This is a genomic window from Kitasatospora sp. NPDC088548 (genome assembly GCF_044753005.1).
GTDB lineage: Bacteria > Actinomycetota > Actinomycetes > Streptomycetales > Streptomycetaceae > Kitasatospora.
The window spans coordinates 16,906-39,385 of sequence record NZ_JBIVMI010000047.1; the positions used below are offsets into that span (position 1 = coordinate 16,906).

Annotated in this window: 20 protein-coding genes; 9 read left to right on the plus strand and 11 right to left on the minus strand. The window is 72.4% G+C overall.

The window, feature by feature from the left end; all coding sequences use genetic code 11:
• Positions 1-180: 180 nt before the first annotated feature.
• Both ACIP82_RS36025 and ACIP82_RS36030 read right to left on the minus strand, forming a co-directional pair.
• Positions 181-813 (minus strand): TetR/AcrR family transcriptional regulator, encoded by a 633-nt coding sequence (locus ACIP82_RS36025; RefSeq protein WP_363609977.1) that lies wholly within the window; start codon positions 811-813, stop codon positions 181-183.
• 172 nt (positions 814-985) lie between these two features.
• Entirely contained in the window at positions 986-2,611 is a 1,626-nt protein-coding gene (locus ACIP82_RS36030) for an MFS transporter (protein WP_363609979.1), read from the minus strand.
• 259 nt (positions 2,612-2,870) lie between these two features.
• Between ACIP82_RS36030 and panB the strand changes: the two genes are divergently transcribed.
• The 3 genes from panB (at position 2,871) to ACIP82_RS36045 (ending at position 5,747) form a co-directional block, all read left to right on the plus strand.
• Positions 2,871-3,740 (plus strand): 3-methyl-2-oxobutanoate hydroxymethyltransferase, encoded by an 870-nt coding sequence (gene panB / locus ACIP82_RS36035; RefSeq protein WP_363609981.1) that lies wholly within the window; start codon positions 2,871-2,873, stop codon positions 3,738-3,740.
• Positions 3,741-3,918: 178 nt separating this feature from the next.
• Positions 3,919-4,938: an ATP-binding cassette domain-containing protein gene (locus ACIP82_RS36040; RefSeq protein ID WP_363609983.1), complete on the plus strand. Its 1,020-nt coding sequence runs from the start codon at positions 3,919-3,921 to the stop codon at positions 4,936-4,938.
• Positions 4,935-5,747, plus strand: a complete 813-nt coding sequence (locus ACIP82_RS36045; RefSeq protein WP_363609985.1) for an ABC transporter permease — start codon at positions 4,935-4,937, stop codon at positions 5,745-5,747. The genes ACIP82_RS36040 and ACIP82_RS36045 overlap by 4 nt, the downstream gene beginning before the upstream one ends.
• A gap of 110 nt (positions 5,748-5,857) precedes the next feature.
• Here ACIP82_RS36045 and ACIP82_RS36050 read toward each other — a convergent pair whose 3' ends face one another.
• On the minus strand, positions 5,858-9,217 hold the full coding sequence (locus tag ACIP82_RS36050; RefSeq protein WP_400659756.1) for an AfsR/SARP family transcriptional regulator: 3,360 nt from the start codon (positions 9,215-9,217) through the stop codon (positions 5,858-5,860).
• 166 nt (positions 9,218-9,383) lie between these two features.
• Between ACIP82_RS36050 and ACIP82_RS36055 the strand changes: the two genes are divergently transcribed.
• A complete protein-coding gene (locus tag ACIP82_RS36055) occupies positions 9,384-10,199 on the plus strand; it encodes a site-2 protease family protein (protein WP_363609989.1) in 816 nt (271 codons plus the stop codon).
• Between the two features lie 45 nt (positions 10,200-10,244).
• On the opposite strand, the gene ACIP82_RS36060 is transcribed toward ACIP82_RS36055, so the two are convergent.
• Positions 10,245-10,430: a hypothetical protein gene (locus tag ACIP82_RS36060; RefSeq protein WP_363609991.1), complete on the minus strand. Its 186-nt coding sequence runs from the start codon at positions 10,428-10,430 to the stop codon at positions 10,245-10,247.
• Positions 10,431-10,524: 94 nt separating this feature from the next.
• Entirely contained in the window at positions 10,525-11,217 is a 693-nt protein-coding gene (npdG, locus tag ACIP82_RS36065; protein ID WP_363609993.1) for an NADPH-dependent F420 reductase, read from the minus strand.
• A 47-nt stretch (positions 11,218-11,264) separates the two neighbouring features.
• Here npdG and ACIP82_RS36070 point away from each other — a divergent pair, with 47 nt between their 5' ends.
• Together ACIP82_RS36070 and ACIP82_RS36075 are read left to right on the plus strand one after the other, a co-directional pair.
• Positions 11,265-11,870, plus strand: a complete 606-nt coding sequence (locus tag ACIP82_RS36070; protein WP_363609995.1) for a hypothetical protein — start codon at positions 11,265-11,267, stop codon at positions 11,868-11,870.
• 120 nt (positions 11,871-11,990) lie between these two features.
• Positions 11,991-13,352 (plus strand): MFS transporter, encoded by a 1,362-nt coding sequence (locus tag ACIP82_RS36075; protein ID WP_363609997.1) that lies wholly within the window; start codon positions 11,991-11,993, stop codon positions 13,350-13,352.
• Positions 13,353-13,363: 11 nt separating this feature from the next.
• Here ACIP82_RS36075 and ACIP82_RS36080 read toward each other — a convergent pair whose 3' ends face one another.
• Positions 13,364-13,594, minus strand: a complete 231-nt coding sequence (locus ACIP82_RS36080; protein ID WP_363609999.1) for a hypothetical protein — start codon at positions 13,592-13,594, stop codon at positions 13,364-13,366.
• 103 nt (positions 13,595-13,697) lie between these two features.
• Here ACIP82_RS36080 and map point away from each other — a divergent pair, with 103 nt between their 5' ends.
• Complete coding sequence (map, locus tag ACIP82_RS36085) at positions 13,698-14,543, plus strand: type I methionyl aminopeptidase (protein ID WP_363610001.1); 846 nt, start codon at positions 13,698-13,700, stop codon at positions 14,541-14,543.
• A gap of 54 nt (positions 14,544-14,597) precedes the next feature.
• Here map and ACIP82_RS36090 read toward each other — a convergent pair whose 3' ends face one another.
• Complete coding sequence (locus ACIP82_RS36090) at positions 14,598-15,299, minus strand: bifunctional DNA primase/polymerase (protein WP_363610003.1); 702 nt, start codon at positions 15,297-15,299, stop codon at positions 14,598-14,600.
• A 416-nt stretch (positions 15,300-15,715) separates the two neighbouring features.
• Between ACIP82_RS36090 and ACIP82_RS36095 the strand changes: the two genes are divergently transcribed.
• Both ACIP82_RS36095 and ACIP82_RS36100 read left to right on the plus strand, forming a co-directional pair.
• Positions 15,716-15,946 (plus strand): hypothetical protein, encoded by a 231-nt coding sequence (locus ACIP82_RS36095; RefSeq protein WP_363610005.1) that lies wholly within the window; start codon positions 15,716-15,718, stop codon positions 15,944-15,946.
• Positions 15,947-15,972: 26 nt separating this feature from the next.
• Entirely contained in the window at positions 15,973-16,176 is a 204-nt protein-coding gene (locus ACIP82_RS36100; RefSeq protein WP_363610111.1) for a hypothetical protein, read from the plus strand.
• Between the two features lie 49 nt (positions 16,177-16,225).
• Here ACIP82_RS36100 and ACIP82_RS36105 read toward each other — a convergent pair whose 3' ends face one another.
• The 4 genes from ACIP82_RS36105 to ACIP82_RS36120 form a co-directional block, all read right to left on the minus strand.
• On the minus strand, positions 16,226-16,822 hold the full coding sequence (locus ACIP82_RS36105; RefSeq protein WP_400659763.1) for a PadR family transcriptional regulator: 597 nt from the start codon (positions 16,820-16,822) through the stop codon (positions 16,226-16,228).
• Between the two features lie 1,622 nt (positions 16,823-18,444).
• A complete protein-coding gene (locus tag ACIP82_RS36110) occupies positions 18,445-19,464 on the minus strand; it encodes a TniB family NTP-binding protein (protein ID WP_400659766.1) in 1,020 nt (339 codons plus the stop codon).
• Positions 19,461-21,536, minus strand: coding sequence for a Mu transposase C-terminal domain-containing protein (locus ACIP82_RS36115; protein ID WP_400659769.1), 2,076 nt, complete (start codon positions 21,534-21,536; stop codon positions 19,461-19,463). The genes ACIP82_RS36110 and ACIP82_RS36115 overlap by 4 nt, the downstream gene beginning before the upstream one ends.
• Positions 21,533-22,273, minus strand: coding sequence for a TnsA-like heteromeric transposase endonuclease subunit (locus tag ACIP82_RS36120; protein WP_400659772.1), 741 nt, complete (start codon positions 22,271-22,273; stop codon positions 21,533-21,535). The genes ACIP82_RS36115 and ACIP82_RS36120 overlap by 4 nt, the downstream gene beginning before the upstream one ends.
• Between the last annotated feature and the right edge of the window lie 207 nt (positions 22,274-22,480).

Sequence of the window (22,480 nt, forward strand, 5' to 3'; positions counted from 1 at the left end):
TTCGTGCCGTCTGCCGGTCCGACGCCGGATCCGCGCGAGGAGCGGACGACTGCCGGACTGGTGCCGGTTTGATCGGATTCCCGGCTCAGCCTATGTCGGGACAGACGCGGGGCCCGCCGGACGGGTTCCGGCGCGGTCCGTTTGGTGAGTCATGCCACGCCCGACGGCCGCGGACGAGCCCTAACGGCTCCCGGGCTGCGGGGCGAGCCCGCTGAGCAGGGCGTCGATCATCCGGGCGGCCAGCCCTGGATCGTCCAGGTCGGAGTCGTCCCAGAGCACGCTGCGGGCGAGGATCGGGCCCAGCAGCAGGTCGCCGAGCAGTTCCTCGTCGAGGTCGGAGCGGAGCGCCCCCTCGGCGATGCCGCGCCGGATCACCTTCTGCGCCATCTGCCGGCGCGGCGTGATCACCCGGGCGCGGTAGGCGGCGTGCAGCTCGGGCCAGCTGTGCATCTGGCCGAGGGCGGCCTTGAGCACCCAGCGGGAGCGCTTGGCCAGACCGCGGATCCGCATGTACTCGATCATCGCGATCAGGTCGTCCCGGACGGAGTCGCCGGTCGAATCGGGCACCGGGGCCTCCAGCCGGCTGACCATGTCGACCAGCAGGGCCTCCTTGTTGGGCCAGCGCCGGTAGATGGTGGCCTTGCCGACTCCGGCGGCGGTGGCGATGCCCTCGATGGTCAGCTCGGACAGCGTGGTGCCGCCCGCCATCAGCTCCTCGACCGCGGTGAAGATCGCCTGCTCGGCCGCCTCACTGCGCGGGCGGCCCCGGCGCGGGGCGGCACAGGGCGTCTCGGCCGTGGTGTCCGTCTTCATCCCCGCTCTTCTCTCTGCGTGTTCCGGGCGTTCGCGGACGCGCGGAGCCGTTCCGTTTCCGATTGTCGTCCGTGGACGGGGCCCGGCGGTAGCCGCGTGGCACCGACGGTGGCCCTGCCGCCCCAGACGTACCCGGAGTGACAGGGCCCCATTCTCGCCCAGCGACCGCAGGTCAGGCGCCCGCCGCCTCCGTCTCCCGGGCCGGCCCGGAGCCGCCCGCCGTCTGCTCGGCGGCGGCCGGGGCCCCGCCGGGGCCGCCGGTGATCCGGCCAGGGAGCAGGAACCAGGCCAGCAGGGCACCGACGGCGGTGACGCCGGCGGATATTCCGGCCACCACGTGCATGGCGTTGATGAAGGAGTCGTTGGCCGGACCGATCAGCTCGGCGCCCTGCGGCCCGAGCTTCCCGGCGATGGCCCGGGTGGCCTCCAGGGACTCGCCGGCCTTCTCCCGCAGGGCCTCGGTCGGCAGGTGGTCCAGCTTGTCGGCCATGCCGTCGCGGTAGACGGTGGAGAGCACCGCGCCGAGCACGGCGACCCCGAGCGAGCCGCCGACCTGGCGGAAGGTGTTGTTGATCGCCGAGCCGGCGCCGGCCTTCTCGCGCGGCAGCGAGGCCATGATCGCGACGGTGACCGGCGGCATGACGTGCGCCATGCCCGAACCCATCAGCAGGCCGAGCACGATCAGGACCCAGATCGGCGTGGTGACATCCAGCAGCAGGTAGCCGAGGAAGCCGAGGGCGATCAGCACCATGCCGCCGGCGCAGGTGGCGCGGATGCCGATGCGGTCGACCACCAGCCGGGCGCGGGGGGCGAACAGCAGCTGTGCGGCGGCCAGCGGCAGCATCAGCAGACCGGCCTGGAGCGCGCTGTAGCCGCGCACGCTCTGTATGTAGAAGACGCCGAAGAAGGAGACGCCCATCAGCGCGAAGAAGACCACACCGACCACGACCACGGAGGCGCTGAACACCTTGTTGCGGAACCAGGTGACGTCCAGCGCGGGGTGCGCGGTGTGCTTCTCGAACCAGACGAAGGCGGCCAGGGCCACCACGCCGACCAGCATCGGCACCCAGGCGCCGACGGCGGTGAAGTCGGCCAGCTCGCCGCCCTTGATGATGCCGTAGATCAGCGAGACCAGGCCGATGATCGAGAGCAGCACTCCGACCGGGTCGAGCCGGCCCGGCTTCGGGTCCTTGGACTCGGGGACCAGCAGCACCATCGCGACCAGGGCGACGATCACGATCGGGACGTTGATCAGGAAGACCGAGCCCCACCAGAAGTGCTCGATCAGCAGGCCGCCGGTGATCGGGCCGATCGCGATGGCCAGGCCGACCGCGCCGGCCCAGATGCCGATCGCCTTGGGCTGCTCGGAACGGTCGAAGACGTTCATGATGATGGCGAGCGTGGCGGGCATCGCCAGCGCGCCGCCGACGCCCATCAGGGCGCGGTAGCCGATGAGTTCACCCGGCGAGGCGGCCAGCGCGGACAGCAGCGAGGCGACGCCGAAGACCACCATGCCGGCCAGCAGCGCGCGCTTGCGGCCGAAGCGGTCGCCGAGCAGGCCCGAGGTGAACAGCAGCCCGGCGAAGACCAGGGTGTACGAGTTGATCGACCATTCCAGGTCGCTCTGGCTGGCGCCGAGACCGGTGGGCGCCGGGGACGCGATGGTCTTCATCGCGACGTTGAGGATCGAGTTGTCGAGCACGACGACGAGCAGGGCGAGCACCAGGGTGCCCAGGATGGCCCAGCGCCGACGGTGGATTGCTTCCGGCACGCGGGGTGGCGCGGCTGCGGTGGTCATTGGTGTTCCCGTCCGTGGTGGCGTGACACTGGCGGGCATTTCCGAGTCGCATACGTCTCGTAACCCCCGGACCAGAGTAGCGCGACTTTCGATACGAGACGACTCCGTTTCGTAAAGACCGGGCAAAGACCGGTGTGCGGCAGATCGCACCGAACGGCGCGCACGCCTCTTTGCGCCCGCGCCGAGGCGTGCAAGCATGGAGGTGATCCGGGGACGCCGCACGGCGCCACGAGACGACAAACCTTCAGGAGCCCGTTCGATGAACGCTTCTTCGCCTTCGCCTGCCCAGAACCAGGCGTCGACCACCACCCTCTACGGCGGGGTCACCAACCGCCGCGTCACCGTCCGCGATCTCGCCGCGGCCAAGCAGCGCGGCGAGCGGTGGTCGATGCTCACCGCCTACGACGCCCTGACGGCCGGCGTCTTCGACGAGGCCGGGATCCCCGTCCTGCTGGTCGGCGACTCGGCCGGCAACTGCCACCTCGGCTACGAGACCACCGTGCCGGTGACCATGGATCAGATGGTGATGCTCGCCGCCGCCGTCGTCCGCGGCACCAAGCGCGCCATGATCGTCGCCGATCTGCCGTTCGGCTCGTACCAGGAGTCCCCGGCCCAGGCCATGCACAACGCGGCCCGGCTGATGAAGGAGGCCGGGGTCGGCGCCGTCAAGCTGGAGGGCGGCGAGCGCAGCGCCCGCTCGATCGAGCTGCTGGTCGAGGCCGGCATCCCGGTGATGGCGCACATCGGTCTCACCCCGCAGTCCGTGCACGCCTTCGGCGGCTACCCCGTCCAGGGCCGCGGCGACGAGGCGGCCCACCAGCTGCTGCGCGACGCCAAGGCCGTCCAGCAGTCCGGCGCCTTCTCCGTCGTGCTGGAGGCCGTGCCCGCCGAACTGGCCGCCCAGGTCACCGAGCAGCTGGCGATCCCGACCGTCGGGATCGGCGCGGGCGTGGACACCGACGCCCAGGTCCTGGTCTGGACCGACATGGCCGGCATGACGGCGGGCCGGGTGCCCAAGTTCGTCAAGCAGTACGCCAACCTGCGGGCCGTACTCGGCGACGCCGCCCGCGAGTTCGCCGCCGAGGTGACGGCCGGCACCTTCCCGGCGCCGGAGCACACCTTCCACTGACCGGCCGGCGGACGCCGCCGACAGCAGAGCCCCGCTCCCCGTGGAGCGGGGCTCCTGTCGTCTCCCGGCACCCGCCGACGGCGCCGTGACAGCGAGCCGACAGCGAACCGACAGCGGGCCGACCGGTCCGACCGGGCGGCGACAGACCGCTGACAGCGGGACCGGACAGCCTGAAGGCATGACACGCATCGCCACCGCCCCGAACGACCGGGGGCCCGCCGCAGGCAACGCCGTCGAGGTCCACGGCATCGTCAAGCACTACGGCGCCACCAAGGCGCTCGACGGTGTCGACCTCACCGTCCGCGAAGGCACCGTGCTCGGTGTGCTCGGCCCGAACGGGGCCGGCAAGACGACCCTGGTCCGCATCCTGTCGACCCTGATCAAGCCGGACGCCGGCACCGCCGTCGTCGGCGGCTACGACGTGCTGCGCCAGCCGAAGCAGCTGCGCCGCACCATCGGGCTGACCGGCCAGTACGCCTCCGTCGACGAACTGCTCTCCGGCTACGAGAACCTCTACCTGATCGGCCGGCTGCTGGACCTCTCCCGCCGGGACGCCAAGGCCCGCGCCACCGAGCTGCTGGAGCGCTTCTCGCTCACCGACGCCGCCAAGCGCGTCGCCAAGACCTACTCCGGCGGCATGCGCCGCCGCCTCGACCTGGCCGCCAGCATGATCGGCAGCCCCCGGGTGCTCTACCTGGACGAGCCCACCACCGGCCTGGACCCGCGGACCCGCAACGAGGTCTGGGACGAGGTGCAGCGGATGGTCGCCGAGGGCACCACCGTGCTGCTCACCACCCAGTACATGGAGGAGGCCGAGCAGCTCGCCGACGAGCTGACCGTGATCGACAAGGGCCGGGTGATCGCCGCCGGCGGCGTCGCCGAACTCAAGGCCAGGGTCGGCGGCCAGACCCTCCAGGTCCGCCCGGCCCACCCGGCCGAGCTGCCCGAGATGGCCCGCTGCCTGCACGACACCGGGGTCACCGCCACCTTCTCCGCCGACACCGGCCTGCTCTCGGTGCCGATCACCGGGGAGAAGCAGCTCACCGCCGTGGTCGGGGTGCTCGGCACCCGGGGCTTCGCCATCGCCGGCATCGACACCAAGGTGCCCAGCCTCGACGAGGTCTTCCTCACCATCACCGGCAAGCCCGCGGCCGCCGCGGACACCGCCCCCCGCCTCGTCAAGGAGCCCGTCGCATGAGCACCGCCACACTCGCCCCCGCCCGGGCGGAGGACAGCCGGATCGGTCTGGCCGGCACCTTCCGGCACATCGGCGCGCTGACCCGCCGCAACCTGATGCGGATCAAGGCCGACCCGGAGTCGATGTTCGACGCGGTGCTGATGCCGATCATCTTCACCGTGCTGTTCGTCTACGTGTTCGGCGGAGCCGTCTCCGGCAACCAGGACGCCTACAAGCAGTACATGATCCCGGGCCTGCTCGGGCAGACCGGCATCACCCTGGCGATGGCCGTCGGCACCGGGCTGAACAGCGACTTCCAGACCGGGGTGATGGACCGCTTCCGCACCCTGCCGATCGGCCGGGCCTCCGTCCTGCTCTCCAAGATCGCGGCGGAGACCTGCCGGGCCCTGCTCTCCTTCACCATCATGATCGTCTTCTCGCTCTGCATCGGCTTCGAGGTGAAGACCGGCCCGCTGGAGCTGCTGGCCGCGATCGGCCTGTCGCTGCTCTTCGGGATGTCGGTCGTCTGGATCTCGATGCTGCTGGGCATGGCGCTGCGCAGCGCCCAGGCCGTCCAGGGCGTCTCGATGCTGGTCCTGATGCCGATGCAGTTCGGCAGCTCGATCTTCGCCCCGGTCGACACCATGCCGGGCTGGCTGCAGGCCTTCACCCGGTACAACCCGCTCTCCGCGCTCGCCGACGCCTGCCGCGGCCTGCTCAACGGCCAGGGCGCGGTGGCCCATCCGGTGCTGATCGTGCTGGTCTGGTCGGCCGGCATCACCGCGGTCTTCGCACCGCTCGCGGTGGCCCGGTTCCGCAAGCGGACGTGACCGCGGGCCGTCGATCCACCGGTCGGCCGGCTTCGGGGGGACGGGCCCCGAGGCCGGCCGGCCGGTCCTTTCCCGGCCCGTTCCCGGGGCGGCCGGGAGCGGACGGCCGGTCAGCCCGTGGGCGGGACGACCAGCCGGTCCAGCAGCTCGGCGGTCTGCACCGGGGTGAGGCCGTGGCCCTCGGCGAGCGCCGCCTCGTAACCCTCGTCCCCGAGCAGGGCGCGCAGCCCTTCCTCGGCGCGCTCCCGCTCCCGGCGGTCCAGGTAGCTGCCCTTCGGACCGTTCAGCCCGGCGTGCGCACCCAGCAGTACCGCGGCCCGGCGGGCCGGTTCCGGATCGCCGTCGCGCTCGGCGAAGGCCTGCAGCACGCCGACGGCCGCGGGCGCCACCATGACCGTCATGTGCTCGCCGAAGCCGCTGGCGGTGTGCATCGAGCTCAGCAACGACCGCCCTCGCCGGAGCAGTTCGAGCCCCTGCTCGGGATCGCCGGCCCGGGCCAGGATCCAGCCCCGGGTGGTCGTCAGCAGCCCGCCGACCAGGCCGGGGGCGAACGCGCCGACCTGGCCCTGGTCCAGCAGCTCCAGTTCGGCCAGCGCCTGCTCGTACTCGCCGCGCTGGGCATGGATCCCACAGAGCATCAGACGGCCGAAGAGGAGCGCGCCGTTGGCGGCCTGGTTGGGCCCGGGCCCGTCGATGGAGGCGAGGGCCGCCCGGATGACCCGTTCGCCCTCGTCGAGGCTCTCCTCCAGCAGCGCACTGCCCAGATGCACCCGCAGCATCGGCACCTCCTGCGGGGCGCCCAGCTCCTCGGCCAGCTCGATCGCCCGCCGGTACGCGTCGGCGGCCTCCCGCGACCGGCCCTGGTTGGCCATCGACTCGCCCCGGGCCGCGTAGGCCTGGGACATCCCCCAGAGGTCGCTGCTCCGGCGGTACAGCTCCAGCGACTCCTCGCCGTCCCGGACGCTCTGTTCGAGGCCGCCCGGCCAGTCGTTCATCACCTTGGCCCGGACCTGCAGGATGAACGCCAGGTCACCGGGCCCGCCGTGGACCCGGCAGCCCTCCACCGCGTCCTCCAGGAGCTCCTTCATCAGGTCCAGCCGGCCGACCAGGAAGGCCCCGAACACCCGCATCAGCCCGGGGAACCGGTACCCCTGCGGCAGCTCCGGGGTGTACACGTCGATCATGCGCTGCGAGATGGCTATCGCCTCCTGGTCCCCCAGGACCTCCAGGTTCCCCTCGAACAGGCCGACCAGCCGGTACATCGCGACCATCCGGCGGGTCTCCGCCGCGACCCCCTCGGGCATCGGCAGGCCGTACGCCAGCACGTGCCGGTCCAGCGGCACCGGCGGCGGGGCGTCCGGGGCGAACGGGTCCGGGCCGAGCGCCGCCACCGCGTCGTACCAGCCCCGGGCCTCCAGGCTGAAGCCGCGCAGCGACCAGTACCAGCTCATGCCGAGCGCGAGGGCCAGGCCCTCCTGCTCGTCGCCGCGGTCCACCGCGCGACGCAGCGCGGCCCGGATGTTGTCCTGCTCGCGCTCCAGCACCGCCAGCCAGTCCAGCTGCTCCGGCCCGTGGATGCGCTCCTCGGCGGCGCACACCAGCGCGCGGAAGTGCGCGACGTGGCGGCGTTCGGTCTCGTCCCGCTCGGCCGCCCCGGCCAGCCGCTCGACGGCGTACTCGTGGATGGTCTCCAGCATCCGGTAGCGCGGCGGTCCGCCCCCGCCGAGGTCGGCGACCAGCAGGGACTTGTCGACCAGCGAGAGCAGCAGGTCGGCGACCTCCTCGCGGGGGACGTCGGCGTCGTCGGCGCAGATCGCCTCGGCGTCCTCCAGCGTCCAGCCGCCGGCGAACACCGACAGCCGACGCAGAACCGCCCGTTCGCGCTTGCCGAGCAGGTCCCAGCTCCAGTCGACCACCGCGCGCAGGGTCTGCTGGCGCGGCAGCAGGGTGCGGCTGCCGGCGGTGAGCAGGGCGAACCGGCCGTCCAGGCGGTCGGCGATCTGGCGGGCCGTCATCACCCGCAGCCGGGCGGCGGCCAGTTCGATGGCCAGCGGCAGGCCGTCCAGCCGGTGGCAGATCTCGGCGCAGGCCTCCGGTTCGCGCCGCGGGTCGAAGCCCGGGCGGGCGGCGGCGGCGCGCTCGGCGAGCAGGCGCAGGGCCACCGGGTCGGGCAGCGGCTCGACCGGCAGGACGGTCTCACCGGGGACACCGAGCGGCTCGCGGCTGGTGGCGAGCACGGTCAGGCCGGGGCACTCGGCGAGCAGCCGGTCGGCCAGGTCGGCGGCGGCCTGGACCAGGTGCTCGCAGTTGTCCAGGACGAGCAGCATCCGGCGGCGGCCGCAGTGCTCGACCAGCCGGCGGACCGGGTCGTCGGTACGGGGCTCGATCACCTCGGCGACCATGCCGCCGGTGTGCAGGAGGGTCTCGCGCAGGCCGAGCGCGGAGACCACCGCGGCCGGGACGGCGGCCGGGCTCTCCAGCGGGGCGAGCTCGGCCAGCCAGACGCCGTCCGGCCAGGACCCGGCGGCCTGTTCGGCCCGGCCGGCCTCGACCGAGAGCCTGGTCTTGCCGGAGCCGCCGGGACCGGTCAGGGTGACCAGCCGACTGCCCGTCAGGGTGGCGCGCAGGGCGGCGAGATCGCTCTCCCGGCCGACGAAGCTGGTGAGCCGGCCGCGCAGATTGCCCGCGCTGCGGGCCGGGGGCGCCTCCGGCGGCGGCCCGGGCCGCACGGGGGCCGCGGGCTGCTCGGGCCGGTCCGCCGGGGCCAGCAGCTCGGCGTGGAGCAGCTGGAGCCGGCGGCCCGGGTCGGCACCGAGCTCGTCCGCCAGGGCGCGCCTGGTCCGTTCGTAGTGGCGCAGCGCCTCGGCGGTGCGGCCGCTCTCGTGCAGCGCCCGGACCATCAGGTACTGCAGCGACTCGTCCAGCGGCTGCCGCTCGCACAGCTCGGCCAGCTCCGCGGTGAGGTCGGCGGCCCGGCCGAGGCCGAGGTCGGCGGTGATGCGGTGCCGGCAGGCCTCGTCGCGCTGCGCCTCCAGCCGGGTGGCGGGGCCGCCGCGGTCGGGCAGGTCGGCCAGGGCGGGGCCGCGCCAGAGCGCCAGGGCGGCCCGCAGCCGCTCGGCGGCCAGCGGGTGGTCGCCGTTCTCCAGGGCCCGGCGGCCCTCGGTGGAGAGCCGCTGGAACTCGGCCAGGTCGGTCCGCGGGTCGGTGAGCCAGTAGCCGGCCGGGCCGGAGCCGACCTCGGCGCGGCCGATGGTGCGCCGCAGCCGGCCGACCAGGGTCTGCAGCGCGGCGGAGGAGTCCTGCGGCGGTTCGGCGTCCCACACCTCGTCCACCAGCAGGTCGGCCGGGACCGGCCGCCCCTGCCGCAGGGCCAGCGCGGTGAGCAGCGCCCGCAGCCGGGCTCCGCCGAGCGGGACGGGCGTGCCGTCGTCATGGTGGGCCGTGGTGGTTCCGAGGATGCCGTAGTGCACCCGCCCATTCTGGTCGATGCCCGCCGGTGCGCACGCACATTTGTCCCCGTCCGGAACCGGGACCGGGCTGCCGTACGTTCACCTGGGACGGCTTGTCCGGCGACGGGCCCGCCCGGCATGATCGGTCCTCTGCCCGCACCCCCGACACTCCCGGAGCACCCACACCATGACCTTCGCCGCAACGCAGCGCTCACGCAGCGAGGAGCGCCGGATCAGTCCGGTGTTCTGGGCGCTCCTCGCGATCCTGGGCACGTCCGGCTGGGCCGTCTACGCGGGTTACGGGAACGCCTCGTTCGGCGTCTTCCTGTTCGTGGTGGCGGGCTGGATGGTCTCGCTCTGCCTGCACGAGTACGCGCACGCGCGCACCGCGATGCACGGCGGCGACCTCACCGTCGGCGCCAAGGGCTATCTGACGCTCAACCCGCTCAAGTACGCGAACGTGCTGCTCAGCTTCGTCCTGCCGATCGTCTTCGTGATCCTCGGCGGCATCGGCCTGCCCGGTGGTTCGGTCTGGATCGAGCGGCACCGGATCAGCGGGCGGCTCAAGCACAGCCTGATCTCGGCGGCCGGCCCGCTGGTCAACGTGGTCTGCGCGGCCCTGCTGCTGGTCCCGGTCGGCGCGGGCTGGCTGGACGACCCGAAGGTGCACGCCGTCTGGCACGGCCAGGAGCTGGCCGTCTCGCCGCTCGCCCTGGCGCTGGGCTTCCTCGGCATGCTGCAGCTGAGCGCGGCCCTGCTGAACCTGCTGCCGGTGCCCGGTCTGGACGGCTACGGGATCATCGAGCCCTGGCTCTCCTACGGGACCAGGCGCGCGGTCGAGCCGTTCGCGCCGTACGGGATGCTGGCCGTGTTCGCCCTGCTGTGGCAGCCGGAGGTGAACCGTTTCTTCTTCGACGCCGTCTACGGTCTGATGGACGTGTTCGGCGTCGACCGGGCGTACGCGGTGTTCGGCCGGGAGCTGTTCACCTTCTGGAAGAACTAGCGCGTTTCGGTAGGAACCAGCGCGCCGGGGCCTGGGCGCGGGGCCTCAGGCGCGCTCGGCCGCGGCCTTCGCCAGCTTCGCCCGGCGCAGGTTCAGCCACAGGACGTTGCTGGCCACGCCCGCCAGCGGGATCCAGATCAGGCCCAGCCAGAAGCCCTGCACCAGGGAGACCACGGCGGCGGCGACCGCGAGAACGACGACGATCAGGGCGTAGCGGGACGTGCGGGGCATGGCGAAGGGCTCCTAGGGCCGGAAACGGTCGGCCCCCATTGTCGCCGACCTCACCTCCGGACGCGGTCCAGGGGTGAGGCCGGCGCCGGGGGTGTCACACGTCGGTGATCCGCAGGCCCGCGTGCGCCTTGTAACGGCGGTTGACCGAGATCAGGTTCGCCACCAGCGACTCCACCTGGTGGGCGTTGCGCAGCCGGCCCGCGAAGATGCCGCGCATCCCCGGGATCCGGCCGGCCAGCGCCTGTACGACGTCGGTGGCGGCGCGCTCGTCGCCGAGCACCATCACATCGGTGTCGATCCGCTCCACCGACTCGTCCTGGAGCAGCACCGCCGAGAGGTGGTGGAAGGCGGCGGTGACCCGGGAGTCCGGCAGCAGGGCGGCGGCCTGCTGGGCGGCGCTGCCCTCCTCCGGCACCAGCGCGTACGCGCCCTGCTTGTCGAAGCCGAGCGGGTTGACGCAGTCCACCACGATCTTGCCGGCCAGCTCCTCGCGCAGGGCGGAGAGGGTGGCGGCGTGACCGTCCCACGGCACCGCGACGATCACGATGTCGCTGTCGCGCGCGGTGGCCGCGTTGTCGGCGCCGCGGACGCCGAGGCCGAGTTCGGCGGCCGAGGCCTCCGCGCGGGCCGCGTGCCGGGAGCCGATGATCACCTGCTGGCCGGCCTTGGCGAGCCGGTGGGCCAGCCCCCGCCCCTGGTCGCCGGTGCCGCCGAGGACACCGACCACCAGCTGCGAGACGTCCGGCAGCTCATGGGCCGGGTTTGTCGCTGAATCGAGGGAAGTCATGGGCCGATCCTGTCAAACACCCGGTCCCGCGCGGCATTCTGGGCCGCATGGACGCGGTGAGAGTTTCGGCACTCGGGGAGCGCCTGGCGGGAACGGGCTGGCTGGAGGCGGTCGGCGGCTTCGCCGGCTCGCTGCGGCACGCGGTCTCCCGGCGCGGTGCGGGCGAACTTCTGCTGGTCGGCACCGAGGCGTACGAGCCCTGGCACCTGGCCGCCCATCTGCGGGACGAGGCCGCCTGGTCGGACGTCCCCCGGCTGGCGCCGACCCTGCTGCGCCACCGGGTGCCGGCCCGGGCCCCGGCCCATCTGGCGCAGGACCTGGGGCGGCTCACCGGGGCCGGGCGCGGCGCCACGGTGCTGGTGGTGGCCCCGGCGACGGCCGGCGAACCGCTGCTGGAGCGGGTGCAGGACGCCCGCCGCCAGGGCGCGACGGTGCTCGCGCTGGAGGGCGCCGGTCCCGCCGCCGCCGGTGAGCTGGCGGGCCTCGCGCACGAGCGGCTGGCGGTCGGAACGGCCGAGGAGGAGCCGTTCGACCTCGCCCAGCACCTGGTCAGCGCCGCCGCCGGGCGGCCGGCGGCCCGCCGCTCCGCCCTCGGCCGGCTGGCCGACCTCGCCGGGCGGCTCACCGCCGGGCCCGCGATCAGCCGCTGGTGAACCGCGGGCCCGGCCCGCCGACGGCCCCCGGCACCGGCACCGCACCGGCCCGCCGACGACCGCTCCCGGCGGGAAAAACCCGTTGCGGCGGCGGGCACGGGCGGCCGAGGATGTTCGTTCGTGAACGACGCCGAACCACCCCCGCACGGACGGCTGCGGACGCTCCTGCGTTCCCTCCGCCCCGACCTGGCCCCCTGGCACTCCTCACCGGACTTCCGGCTGCTCTGGCTCTCCGGGTGCGTCACCAGCCTCGGCAGCTATCTGACGTATGTCGCGGTGCCGATGCAGATCAAGGAGCTCACCGGCTCGTCCTTCGCGGTGGGTCTGGTCGGCGCCTTCGAACTGGTGCCGCTGATCGTCTTCGGGCTCTGGGGCGGCGCCCTCGCCGACGCGCTGGACCGCCGCCGGCTGGTGCTGTTCTCCGAGGCCGGGCTCGCCCTGCTCACCGGTCTGCTGCTGCTCAACGCGCTGCTGCCGACCCCGCTGCTCTGGCCCGTCTACCTGGTGGCCGCGCTGGTCGCCGCCGCCGACGGCCTCCAGCGCCCGGCGCTGGACTCGCTCACCCCGCGGATCGTCCCGCACGACCAGCTGACCGCCGCCTTCGCGCTCAACTCCCTGTACCGCAACGCCGGTTCGGTGATCGGCCCGGCGCTGGCCGGGATCATCGTGGCGTTCGCCGGGGTGCAGACCGCGTACGCGCTGGACGCGCTGACCTTCGGTGCCTCGCTGCTGCTGCTCGCCCGGATCCGCGCGGTGCCGCCGCCCACCGGCGCCGAGAAGCCTTCCGTCCGGGCCGTCCTCACCGGGGTGCGGTACGCCTGGAGCCGCAAGGACCTGCTGGGCACCTACGCCATCGACACCTGCGCGATGCTGTTCGCCTTCCCGGTGGCGATCTTCCCGTTCCTCGCCTCGGAGCTGGGCGCGGACTGGGCGCTCGGCCCGATGTACGCCGCCGAGGCGGTCGGCGCGCTGCTGGTCTCGGCGACCAGCGGGTGGACTTCACGGATCCACCGGCACGGCCGGCTGCTGGTGGTCGCGGCGCTCGTCTGGGGCACGGCGATGGCCCTGGCCGGGCTGTCCGGCAGCGTCTGGCCGGTGCTGCTCTGTCTGGCCCTGGCCGGCGGCGCCGACCAGATCAGCGGCATCGCCCGCTCCACCATGTGGAACCAGTCCATCCCCGACGGGGTGCGCGGCCGGATGGCCGGGGTGGAGCTGCTCAGCTACTCGATCGGCCCGCAGCTCGGACAGGTCCGGGCCGGCGGCATGGCGGGGCTGGTCGGCGTCCGCGCCTCGGTCTGGGCCGGCGGGATCGCGTGCGTGGTGGGTGTGCTCGCCCTCGCCGCCGCCCTGCCCAGCCTGCTGGCCTACGACGACCGCACCGACCCGCACGCGGCCGCCGTCCGCGCCGAACACGAGAAGGCCGAGAGGTCGGAGCGTGAGCAGGACGGGCAGGGGGCGGCCGCCGCCGGGCCGGCCGCCTGAGGCCGGGCCGGCTACCGCGCGTCGCCGTCCGCGGGCTTGTCGTTCCAGCGCTGGTCACTGGTCCACTCGCGGTTGCGCTCGTCGGCGATCTCCAGCGCGTGGGCCGCCTCCTCGCGGCTGGCGTACGGGCCGAGGCGGTCCTTGGCGGGGCATTCCGGCCCCTCCTCCACCTTGGCGTGCTTGATGCAGTAGAACCATTCGCCGGGCTTGCCGGTCGGCTTGCGATGGAATCCCAGGGGCATGGTGGTCACTCCCGTCGACGGATGCGTCATACCGATCATTCCCCGGCCCCACCTGTCCCGCACACCCCCGGCCGGGTCCGGCCCGGCGGCTAGACTCGCGGCCATGGCTCTCGTACCCGGCATCCAGTCCCCCACCCGCAAGGTCCCGGCGCACATCGCCCGCCCCGAGTACGTCGGCCGGCCCGCACCGACGCCCTACACCGGGCCCGAGGTGCAGACCGACGAGACCATCGAGAAGATGCGGATCGCGAGCCGGATCGCCGCGCGGGCGATGGAGGAGGCCGCGAAGCTGATCGCGCCGGGCGTCACCACGGACGCGCTGGACGCCGTCGCCCACACCTACATGTGCGACCACGGCGCCTACCCGTCCGACCTCGGCTACCGGGGCTTCCCCAAGTCGGTCTGCACCTCGATCAACGAGGTGATCTGCCACGGCATCCCGGACTCGACCGTCCTCCAGGACGGTGACATCGTCAACATCGACGCCACCGCGTACATCCACGGGGTGCACGGCGACCTCAACGCCACCTATCTGTGCGGCGATGTGGACGAGGAGTCCCGGCTGCTGGTCGAGCGCACCCGGGAGGCGCTCAACCGGGCCATCAAGGCGGTCAAGCCAGGCCGCCAGATCAACGTGATCGGGCGGGTCATCGAGTCCTACGCCAAGCGTTTCGACTACGGCGTGGTACGGGACTTCACCGGGCACGGCATCAACACGTCGTTCCACTCCGGCCTGATCATCCCGCACTACGACAGCGAGCGGGCCACCGAGGTGATCAAGCGCGGGATGACGTTCACCATCGAGCCGATGCTGACCCTGGGCACCTACGACTACGAGATCTGGGCGGACGGCTGGACGGTCGTCACCAAGGACCGCAAGCGCACCGCCCAGTTCGAGCACACGCTGGTGGTCACGGCCGACGGCGCGGAGATCCTCACCCTGCCGTAGCCGTCGCGGCGACCGTAGCCGTGGCCGTCGCGGCGGCCCAGGTGGGCGCGGGCCTCAGCCGATGAGCCACTGCTCCTCGGCGACCGCGCCCACCTCGGTGCAGGCGTCGGTCAGCACGTCCAGGACGCGCAGTGGGTCCGGCAGGGGCTGCTCGGGCCCGCGCAGCCAGCGCACCTCGGAGCCGTCCGGCAGCGCGGCGGGCGGCAGCAGGGTGTACGAGCCGCGGCAGTGCCAGCGCAGACCGGGGTGCTCGGACATGGTGTCCGGCGTGGAGTCCAGCGCGCTCGGCCACCACTCGTCCTCGTCGACCGGGGTGCCCCTGGTGGCGGTGAAGAAGAGGTAGCGGTCCTCGCCGACGGCGGCCACCGGGCCCTCGACGCCCAGCGCGGCGAGCCGCTCCAGGGCGAGCCGGCCGGCCTCGGCCGACACGTCCAGCACGTCGTGGGCGCGGCCGGTGGCGGTGACGAAGTTGGCCCGCGGGTCGCGGGAGAGCCAGCGGGCGAGCTGCTCCGGGTCGGTGGTCGCCTGGGTCTGCCAGGCGAAGGAGACCGGGTGCTGGGCGGGGGCCGGGCAGGCCACCCGGTCACAGGAACACCGGTAGCCGGCCGGATGCGCGGCGGGTGCGAGCGGGAAACCGGCGCGTACGGCGCCGAGCAGCTGGTCCAGTCTGGCGGCGGGGCTGTCCACGTCACCCGACCGGGCCCGCTGCCGCTCACGCTTCTGCCACCAGGTCGTCCACCTGCTGCCGGCTTCCATCGGGCCCCTTCCGCGCACTGCCATGCCTGGTGTGACACAGCATTCGACGTACCACTGGACGCAACGCACGGCGCCCCCCGCTGCTTCCCGGGGTGGTGCTCGGCCCTGTCGTCCGCGCCCTGCCGACCAGTGCCCGGGGTTGCCGGACGGCCGACGCCGGGTCACGGTACGGAGTCGCGGCAGCACGCAGGCTGCGCCTCGGCGGGCGCGCCGATGTGCGCCTCACCCGGCCCGTACAGGCCCGCTGACCCGGGTGAACCCCGAGGGCGTACAGGAAGGATAAGGGTGCGCGGGGCCTGCGGATGACCGGGGGCGGTGCCTCTCCGGTCACACTCCCGCCACCGGCCCGCCACCACCCCTCCCCCTCGCCGACCCGGGCCGCCGGGGGAATCGCGGCGAGGTGAGACCCTGGTGGAGTGAAGAGCGCGGACACCGAATTCGTCGGCGGCCCCCTGGACGGCCGGATCCTGCCGATCCCCCTGGGGCCGATGTACGGCGTGCCCAGGACGTACAAGGTGCCGGTTCCCTCGCACGGGGACAGTCCGGCGCGCACACTGGTGTACGTCAGGGCCAAGCAGCAGCGGGGTGCCGGCTGGTTCTGGCGCTACGAGTTCGACGAGGCGGCCACCGACCGCGCCTCCGGGTGACCGCCGCTCCCCCCGGGAGGACGGCGATGGCGAAGACCGTACGACACCCCCGCCCCAGGGCGACACCCCGGGCTGCGACGCGCCGCAACCGGCAGGCGGTCTGGCTGACCTCCGCGCTGCTGGTGGTGGTCGGCGCCTACTGCGCCGCCTTCGGATCGGACGGCTGGCTCTGGTTCGGCTGGGCGGTGCTGCTGCTCGTGTGCCTGGGGCTGTTCGCCATCCGCCCCTGAGCGGCGGCACCGCCCACCCGCTCGCCCCGACCGGTCACGCGTCCTCGGCTCAGGCGTCCTCGGCAAGGATCAGATACAGCTTCTTGCGGGCCTCGTTGAGCACGGCCAGACCCTTGGCGCGCTGCGCCTCGGTGCCGGTCGCCATGACCTGCCGGATCGCGTGGTCGACCGCGCCGAGCGCCTGATCGACCTCCTGGACGGCCTCCCAGTCGACCTCGCGGCCGGCCTCCGCCCACGGCTCGGCGGGCCCCGCCTCGGCCTGGGCCCGGCCGGCCTCGGTGAGCGAGACCAGTCGCTTGCCACCGACCTCCTCGGCGGTGATCAGACCCTCCTCCTCCAGCAGCTGGAGGTTGGGGTAGATCGAGCCCGGGCTCGGCCGCCAGGCCCCGCCGGTCCGCTCGGTGATCTCCGCGATCATCTCGTAGCCGTGCATCGGCCGTTCCTTGAGCAGCGCCAGCAGCGACGCCCGGACGTCCCCGCGCCGGGCCCGTCCGCCGCGCCGGCCACGCGGACCGTGCCCGCGCCCGCCGTGCCCGCCGAAGCCGTGACCGAACGGCCCGCCGACCGGACGGCCCGGACCGCCCCCGCCGAACAGCGGCCCGAAGGAGCCGAACGCCTCCCGGCCCTCGAACCCCTCCCCGGGCATCCCCCCGAACTCCGGGCCCGGTCCACGGCGCCGTCCGCCGCGCGGGCCCTCCTCACGAAATCGCCTCCCTGAGCGCATCGCGCCCACCTCCCGGTCTGTCCGGACAGTCGTCGAGTAACTGTCTCGATATCTCGACGATATATCGGTGACTGTCGCTCGTCAACGCTCCCCGACACGGTCCGCCTGACCTGTGACAGCCAAGCTGGACCGTTTGCCACCGAAGTTGGACTGATCGCTGTTTGTGTCATCGAAGTTGGATCACTGCATGGTTTGTGACAGTGAAGATGGATTGACGATGGCTTGGGCTGCGCGGTCGCGGAGTTCTGCGCGCCAGCGGACCGACCTCTGCTGGCAGGTGCCCGAGCACCACTTTCGGGTGTTGGAGGTCGGCTTGCGGTGGGCCATCGAGGTTCCGCAGGCTGCGCATTCGCCCTGTTCAGACAGCTTGAGAGTCGTCTGATCGAAGCACTGGTTCGAGCACCAGGGGTTGGGCCTGAGTGGCTGGTAGGTGTGGTGGCAGCCGCGACAAGTAGGCAGGATGGGCGTCTGTGGTGCGGGGCGGCCCGCGCGTGCTCGGAGCTCCGCGCGCCATCGGGTTGCTCGTTGACGGCACGGAGTTGAGCACCAGATGCGGCCTGTGACTGGTTTCCGGTGCGCCATCGAGGCTCCGCAGCTGCCGCATTTCTGCTGGTCAGCGCGCTTCGCGAGCTGCTGCTCGAAACAGCGGATTGAGCACCACGGATTGGCGCTGAGGGGCCAGTAGGGTCCTTCGCAGGCTTGGCAGGTTCTCGCGGGGACCGCGGCGGATTCGGGTTCGACCGGATCGGGTTGGGTCTCCTGCAGCTGGACGGCGCCTGGGTCCGGGTTCCGCCATTCGCGTCGCTCCTGAGCTTTGCAGTCGGCCGAGCACCAGTAGCGGGGGCGGCCGTCGACTCTGGGCAGGACTGGCTCCCGGCAGTGGCGGCAGGACGTGGGCGGTGGGAGCGGGCTGCGGGTCCAGTGGGCGATCCTGGCGCTGCACCGTCTCGAGCACGCCCTCCGTCCGGTGGGTCCGTTCAACGGGCCCTCGCAGACCGGGCAGAGACCGGTGAGCATGTCCCCGTCGGCCAGCTCGGAGGTCTCCTTGGATTTCGACGGCCTGGGCAGCGGCTCGCCGCGCTGGCGGAACTGGAACGCGACCCGGCGGCAGTGCGATGAGCACATGTGGCGCCGTTGTCCGAGCCGCAGTCGCATCAGCTGCCCGCAGACGCGGCAGGGGATCTTCTTCCAGTCGGTCACCGGGATGCCCTTGCGGTAACGCTTCTGCCGGCATGCCTTCGAGCAGGTCCGCGGCTTGACGCCGAAGCTCGCCAGCGGCCGCATCGGGGTTCCGCACTCCGTGCACTCGATGGTCTCCAGGACCTGCCGCAGTTCGACCGGGTCGCGTCCGGTGACCGCGGCGATGCGGTCCCAGGTCGGGGTGCCGCGGTGCAAGGGCGGCTGCGCGAGGAATTTCCGCAGGTAGGTGGGTGAAAGACAGTTCGCCTGGGCGAGCCGGAGGATGAACGAGCGGGCGCCTTCACCGCTCTGCGGACGGACTTGGAACGGCAGCCGGACGACGGGGCCTTCCCCGGCCGGCGGGGTCACCGGCCTGCGTCCGGGCGCTTGCGGCGAGAGGCGATGTCCAGGTCGACGGCCAGCAGGCCCGCCTTGGTGATCTTCTCGGTCCGGCCGAGGATGGCGTCGACGGCGGCGCCGCGGATCTGGTGGGAGAGGGTGCCGATCATGCCGCCGGTGCGGGTGTGGATGAACCGGTCCAGGCTGGTCAGGGTGCCGCGCTTGTGCTCGTGCAGCACGAGGTTGGCCTCCATCTGCGCGACCAGGGACTTCCACTCGGCGTTGTAGGGGAACGGGTGGGTGGCCATCGGGGTGAACCGGGCGGCGATCTGGTCTCCCCGGGTGCCGGACAGCAGACTCCCCGACTCGACGTCGATGCCCGCATAGGCGAACGTCGCCGGGATGCGCTCGGAAAAGTACTTCAACGTGTCCGAAGCTTCGGCTCCATGACGTGTCGTCAGGGATATGTTGTGGATTTCGTCGACCAGGATCAGGCCGGTCCGGGCCTTGGTGCAGACACCGACGACGGCCTCGGTGAGGTCGGTGATGTTCGCCCGGCTCAGCACGGGCAGGCCCAGGAAGCGGGCGAACTCGGCGGCGATCATGCGCGGTGTCGCGGCCGGTGGGACGGTGATGTAGATGACCGGGATGCGGTCGTCCTGTCCCGGGTGCCGGCGGCGGTCCTGCAACTCGTGGGCCAGGCCGAGCTGGGTGAGGGCGATCGTCTTGCCGGTGTTGGCCGGCCCGGAGACGATCAGGCCGCGGCGAGCGCTGATCGCCCCGCGGTTCAGGATGATCAGACGACGGCCGCAGGTGACGGTGGAACGGACCGTGGAGGTGGCGACCACCTGGAGGCGGGCATGGTGGTCGAGCCGATCATCGTCGTAGGCATCCTGGTCACCTTCTTCCAGCGCGTCGTACTCGGCCTTCGTCAGCGCGGCCATGGGCTCGCTCAGGGACGCGCCGACGAACTCGCGCCAGCCCGGCAGGGTGGTCAACTGCCGTCCGAAGTCCTCGTCGGAATCGTCGGCGGGCAGCGTGGTCACGAGCGTCCCCAGGGGTCTTCGAGCGGATTGAACAGGCCCAGCGGGATCACCTCGGCGAGATCGCCGTCGTCCTCGGGCGCTTCGGCCTCGGGCAGCGGTAGCGGTCGTGGATCCGGGACGGGAACGGTCGGCGGGGCGGCCTTCGTCCGGGCGGCCACTCGCCGCTCGGCCTTGGCCGGCGCTGCCTTCCGATCCCTCTTCTTCGCGGCGGGCCGGTCGGGGCCGGCGTGAGCGCGGGTCAGCAGGTCGGCGACGGCCTGGGCGAGTTCCTCCTCGGTGGCCTTGGGCAGTTGGTGGCTGACGTGGTCCCAGGCCAGGTCGCCGAAGGGGACCGGTGTCCGGTTCAAGTACTTCCAGGTCGCCTGGACCCAGCCGCCGTCCCCGCGGTGGTCGCGGACCCAGACCCGGGAGGCGTCGTAGGGGTCGCGGTGGACTTCCCAGAGACCGCGCTTCGCGGTGACGCCGGAGTCGCGCAGGCGCATCGGCCCGAGTTCGGGGCTGTCGTAGGTGCGGTTGTTGATCCGGATGCCGTAGGAGTTGACGGCCCGCCAGGCCGCGGGCAGCAGCTCGACGTAGTCCTGGCCGCTCAGCGCGACCGGGACGTAGCCGCAGGACTCGACCAGGGCGGCGTACTTCTGGTTCGGCGTGAACAGCCGCCCCGGGTGGTCGGGGTCGCGCAGGCCCTCATGCGGACGGTTCTGCCACTGCGCGACGATCCATTCGTCCAGCAGGTCCTGCAGCTCGGGCAGCGACCACAGGTTCTCCTGCTCGGGGTGCCGACCGCGCTGATCGGTGTTGCGGCCGGTGTGACCCGGCAGGAACTGGGCGAACATCGTGGCAACCGAGCCCAGCATCTTCTCGATGTGGCCCTTCTGGAAGGGCGCCCCCTTGTGGGTGGGCTGGAAGTCGATCTCCAGGAACCGGCAGGAGGCCCGGAAGTTGCGGGAGATGAACGCCTTGCCGTGGTCGCAGACGATCATCTCCGGGACGATCACCGGCTTCGCGGCCGCATGCTCCAGCCGCTCGTCCAAGGACAGCAGGCGGCGGTGCGGCAGCACCGAACGGGACATCTTCAGCGCGTCGACCCAGCCCGGCCGCATCAGCTCGGGGGTGACGGTGCGGGCCAGCAGCACGCTCGCGTCCACCGACTTCGTCGTCGGCCGCAGCACCGCCGCCGACAACGTCCGGGTGGCGACGTCGATCATCCCGGTCAACTCGACCTTGCCGACCACCCCGTTGTCGAGGCGGACCATCACGTCCAGCGGCGTGGAGTCGATCTGCATCACCTCGCCCGGAGCCGACACCGTCAGCTCGCCGAACGGGGCCGCCGCCCCGTGGGCCTTCGACCGGCGCGTCACGGCCGAGCCAGTCGCATGTGTGCCCTTCGCCAGCTTCTCCAGCAGCCGGTAGAGGGTCCGCTGGGTCGGCAGTTCGACCGGCTCCTCGACCGATTCCCGCAGGATCTCCCCGGTCCGCCAGATCAGATAGGCCCCGTTGCGGGTCGAGGTGTCGACGCCTTCCTTGATCGCCTTGCGCATCGCCTCGACGACGGGCTCGGGGACCGAGCCGAACTCCGCGCGCTTGCGGACCGGGCGGCGGTCGGCAAGCCCGACCAGGCCCTCGGCCTGATAGCGGCGGCGCCGGTTGCCGACCGTCTGGGCAGCAACGTCGTGGCCGGCGGCAGCCAGCTCGGCCGCCTTCACCCGCTGCCGCGACGTCACCGAGGAACCCGGCCCGTAGCCCGGCCGCGGTTCCGTGCCGGGCTCGGCGTCCGGCGCGAGCCCGTGCAGGACCTCCAAGATGTGCTTCTCCCACCACAGCGCCTGCTTCACCGCCTCGGGCGGGAACGCCTCCAGCAGCCCGACCGCGGGCAGCGGCATCCGCTCGGGCTGGAACAGGACCTCGAAGTCCTCCGCCTCGAACAGGTCGATCAGGGCGACCACCCGGTGCGGGGTCTCCGCGTCCTCCAATACGGCTGCCTGGGCGGTGACCTCGAGAACCCCCCTGACCTGTCCCTCGAACCGAATCCTGTGGCCAACCGCCAACGCCGGCGGCCGCTTCAACCCGCTCATCCGCTTCCCTCCGTCCAGACCAAGCTGTCGGTCGCCATCAGGCCGCCCTCCAGGTCCGTTCCCAAGACGCCGGACCACAACAGGTGGAAAAGCACCGGCAGCACCCGCAGCCGGTCCCCGACCTGTCCGGCGCCCTCCCACAAGCCCTTCGGCTCGCGGAACACCTCCAGCAACTGGCCGACCACCTCCGCGGGCCGGCCGCAGCGACTCCGCCGATATCGGTGCAGCCAGCGGACGTTCGCCATGAACACCGGATCGGGCCGCCCGACCCAGACGAACTCCCAGCCCACCGCCGAGCAAGCTCGCTCGGTCGCGGCGAAGGACTCCCGTGTCTCTTCGTCCATGTCGTCCTCGGCGCGGACATCGACCACGCGGCCCCGCCCGTCGGCGAGCCGGACGAAGTAGTCGGGAGCGTGCCGACGCGATCGGACCCCGTCATGCCAGTGAAGCCAGAACGGCTGCGAGGCGATGGCGGCGACCTGCGGATCGCGGTCCAGCAGGATCAGCCGGTCCCGCTCCAGCCACGACTCGTAGCCGACGTGGTCTCTCACCGTCGCCGAGTAGTACCAGCCCGCGAAACCCCGCGCGTACTTGTGCCAGCTGAACTCACGGACCGGCTCCGCTGCCTCGAACCTCAGATCCCAACTTGCCCGCAGCGGCCCGCGCCGGCGGACCCCGTCGACACAGAAGTCCAGCTCAAAGCCCGTCAGCGCTTCCTGATCCAGCGCATGAGCCAGTACCCCCACCGCATCCCCCGCCTGACGACAGCCCTATCGGTCCAACTTCGCTGTCGCAAACTAGCGTCGGTCCAACTTCGCTGGCAAACGGTCCATCTTCGCTGTCACAGGTGTGCGCCACGAGGCGCTATGCAATCGAGTGGAGGTGAAAGGCCTTCTCCGCCGGACCGTCGCAGCGGTCTGGTGAAGCTGGGGGCAGCCTGATCC

Coding starts and splice junctions, on each gene's coding strand:
- ACIP82_RS36025 (WP_363609977.1), bottom strand. CDS start 813: ATGAAGACGGACACCACGGCCGAGACGCCCTGTGCCGCCCCGCGCCGG.
- ACIP82_RS36030 (WP_363609979.1), bottom strand. CDS start 2,611: ATGACCACCGCAGCCGCGCCACCCCGCGTGCCGGAAGCAATCCACCGT.
- panB (WP_363609981.1), top strand. CDS start 2,871: ATGAACGCTTCTTCGCCTTCGCCTGCCCAGAACCAGGCGTCGACCACC.
- ACIP82_RS36040 (WP_363609983.1), top strand. CDS start 3,919: ATGACACGCATCGCCACCGCCCCGAACGACCGGGGGCCCGCCGCAGGC.
- ACIP82_RS36045 (WP_363609985.1), top strand. CDS start 4,935: ATGAGCACCGCCACACTCGCCCCCGCCCGGGCGGAGGACAGCCGGATC.
- ACIP82_RS36055 (WP_363609989.1), top strand. CDS start 9,384: ATGACCTTCGCCGCAACGCAGCGCTCACGCAGCGAGGAGCGCCGGATC.
- ACIP82_RS36060 (WP_363609991.1), bottom strand. CDS start 10,430: ATGCCCCGCACGTCCCGCTACGCCCTGATCGTCGTCGTTCTCGCGGTC.
- npdG (WP_363609993.1), bottom strand. CDS start 11,217: ATGACTTCCCTCGATTCAGCGACAAACCCGGCCCATGAGCTGCCGGAC.
- ACIP82_RS36070 (WP_363609995.1), top strand. CDS start 11,265: ATGGACGCGGTGAGAGTTTCGGCACTCGGGGAGCGCCTGGCGGGAACG.
- ACIP82_RS36080 (WP_363609999.1), bottom strand. CDS start 13,594: ATGCCCCTGGGATTCCATCGCAAGCCGACCGGCAAGCCCGGCGAATGG.
- map (WP_363610001.1), top strand. CDS start 13,698: ATGGCTCTCGTACCCGGCATCCAGTCCCCCACCCGCAAGGTCCCGGCG.
- ACIP82_RS36090 (WP_363610003.1), bottom strand. CDS start 15,299: ATGGAAGCCGGCAGCAGGTGGACGACCTGGTGGCAGAAGCGTGAGCGG.
- ACIP82_RS36100 (WP_363610111.1), top strand. CDS start 15,973: ATGGCGAAGACCGTACGACACCCCCGCCCCAGGGCGACACCCCGGGCT.
- ACIP82_RS36105 (WP_400659763.1), bottom strand. CDS start 16,822: ATGCCCGGGGAGGGGTTCGAGGGCCGGGAGGCGTTCGGCTCCTTCGGG.
- ACIP82_RS36115 (WP_400659769.1), bottom strand. CDS start 21,536: ATGAGCGGGTTGAAGCGGCCGCCGGCGTTGGCGGTTGGCCACAGGATT.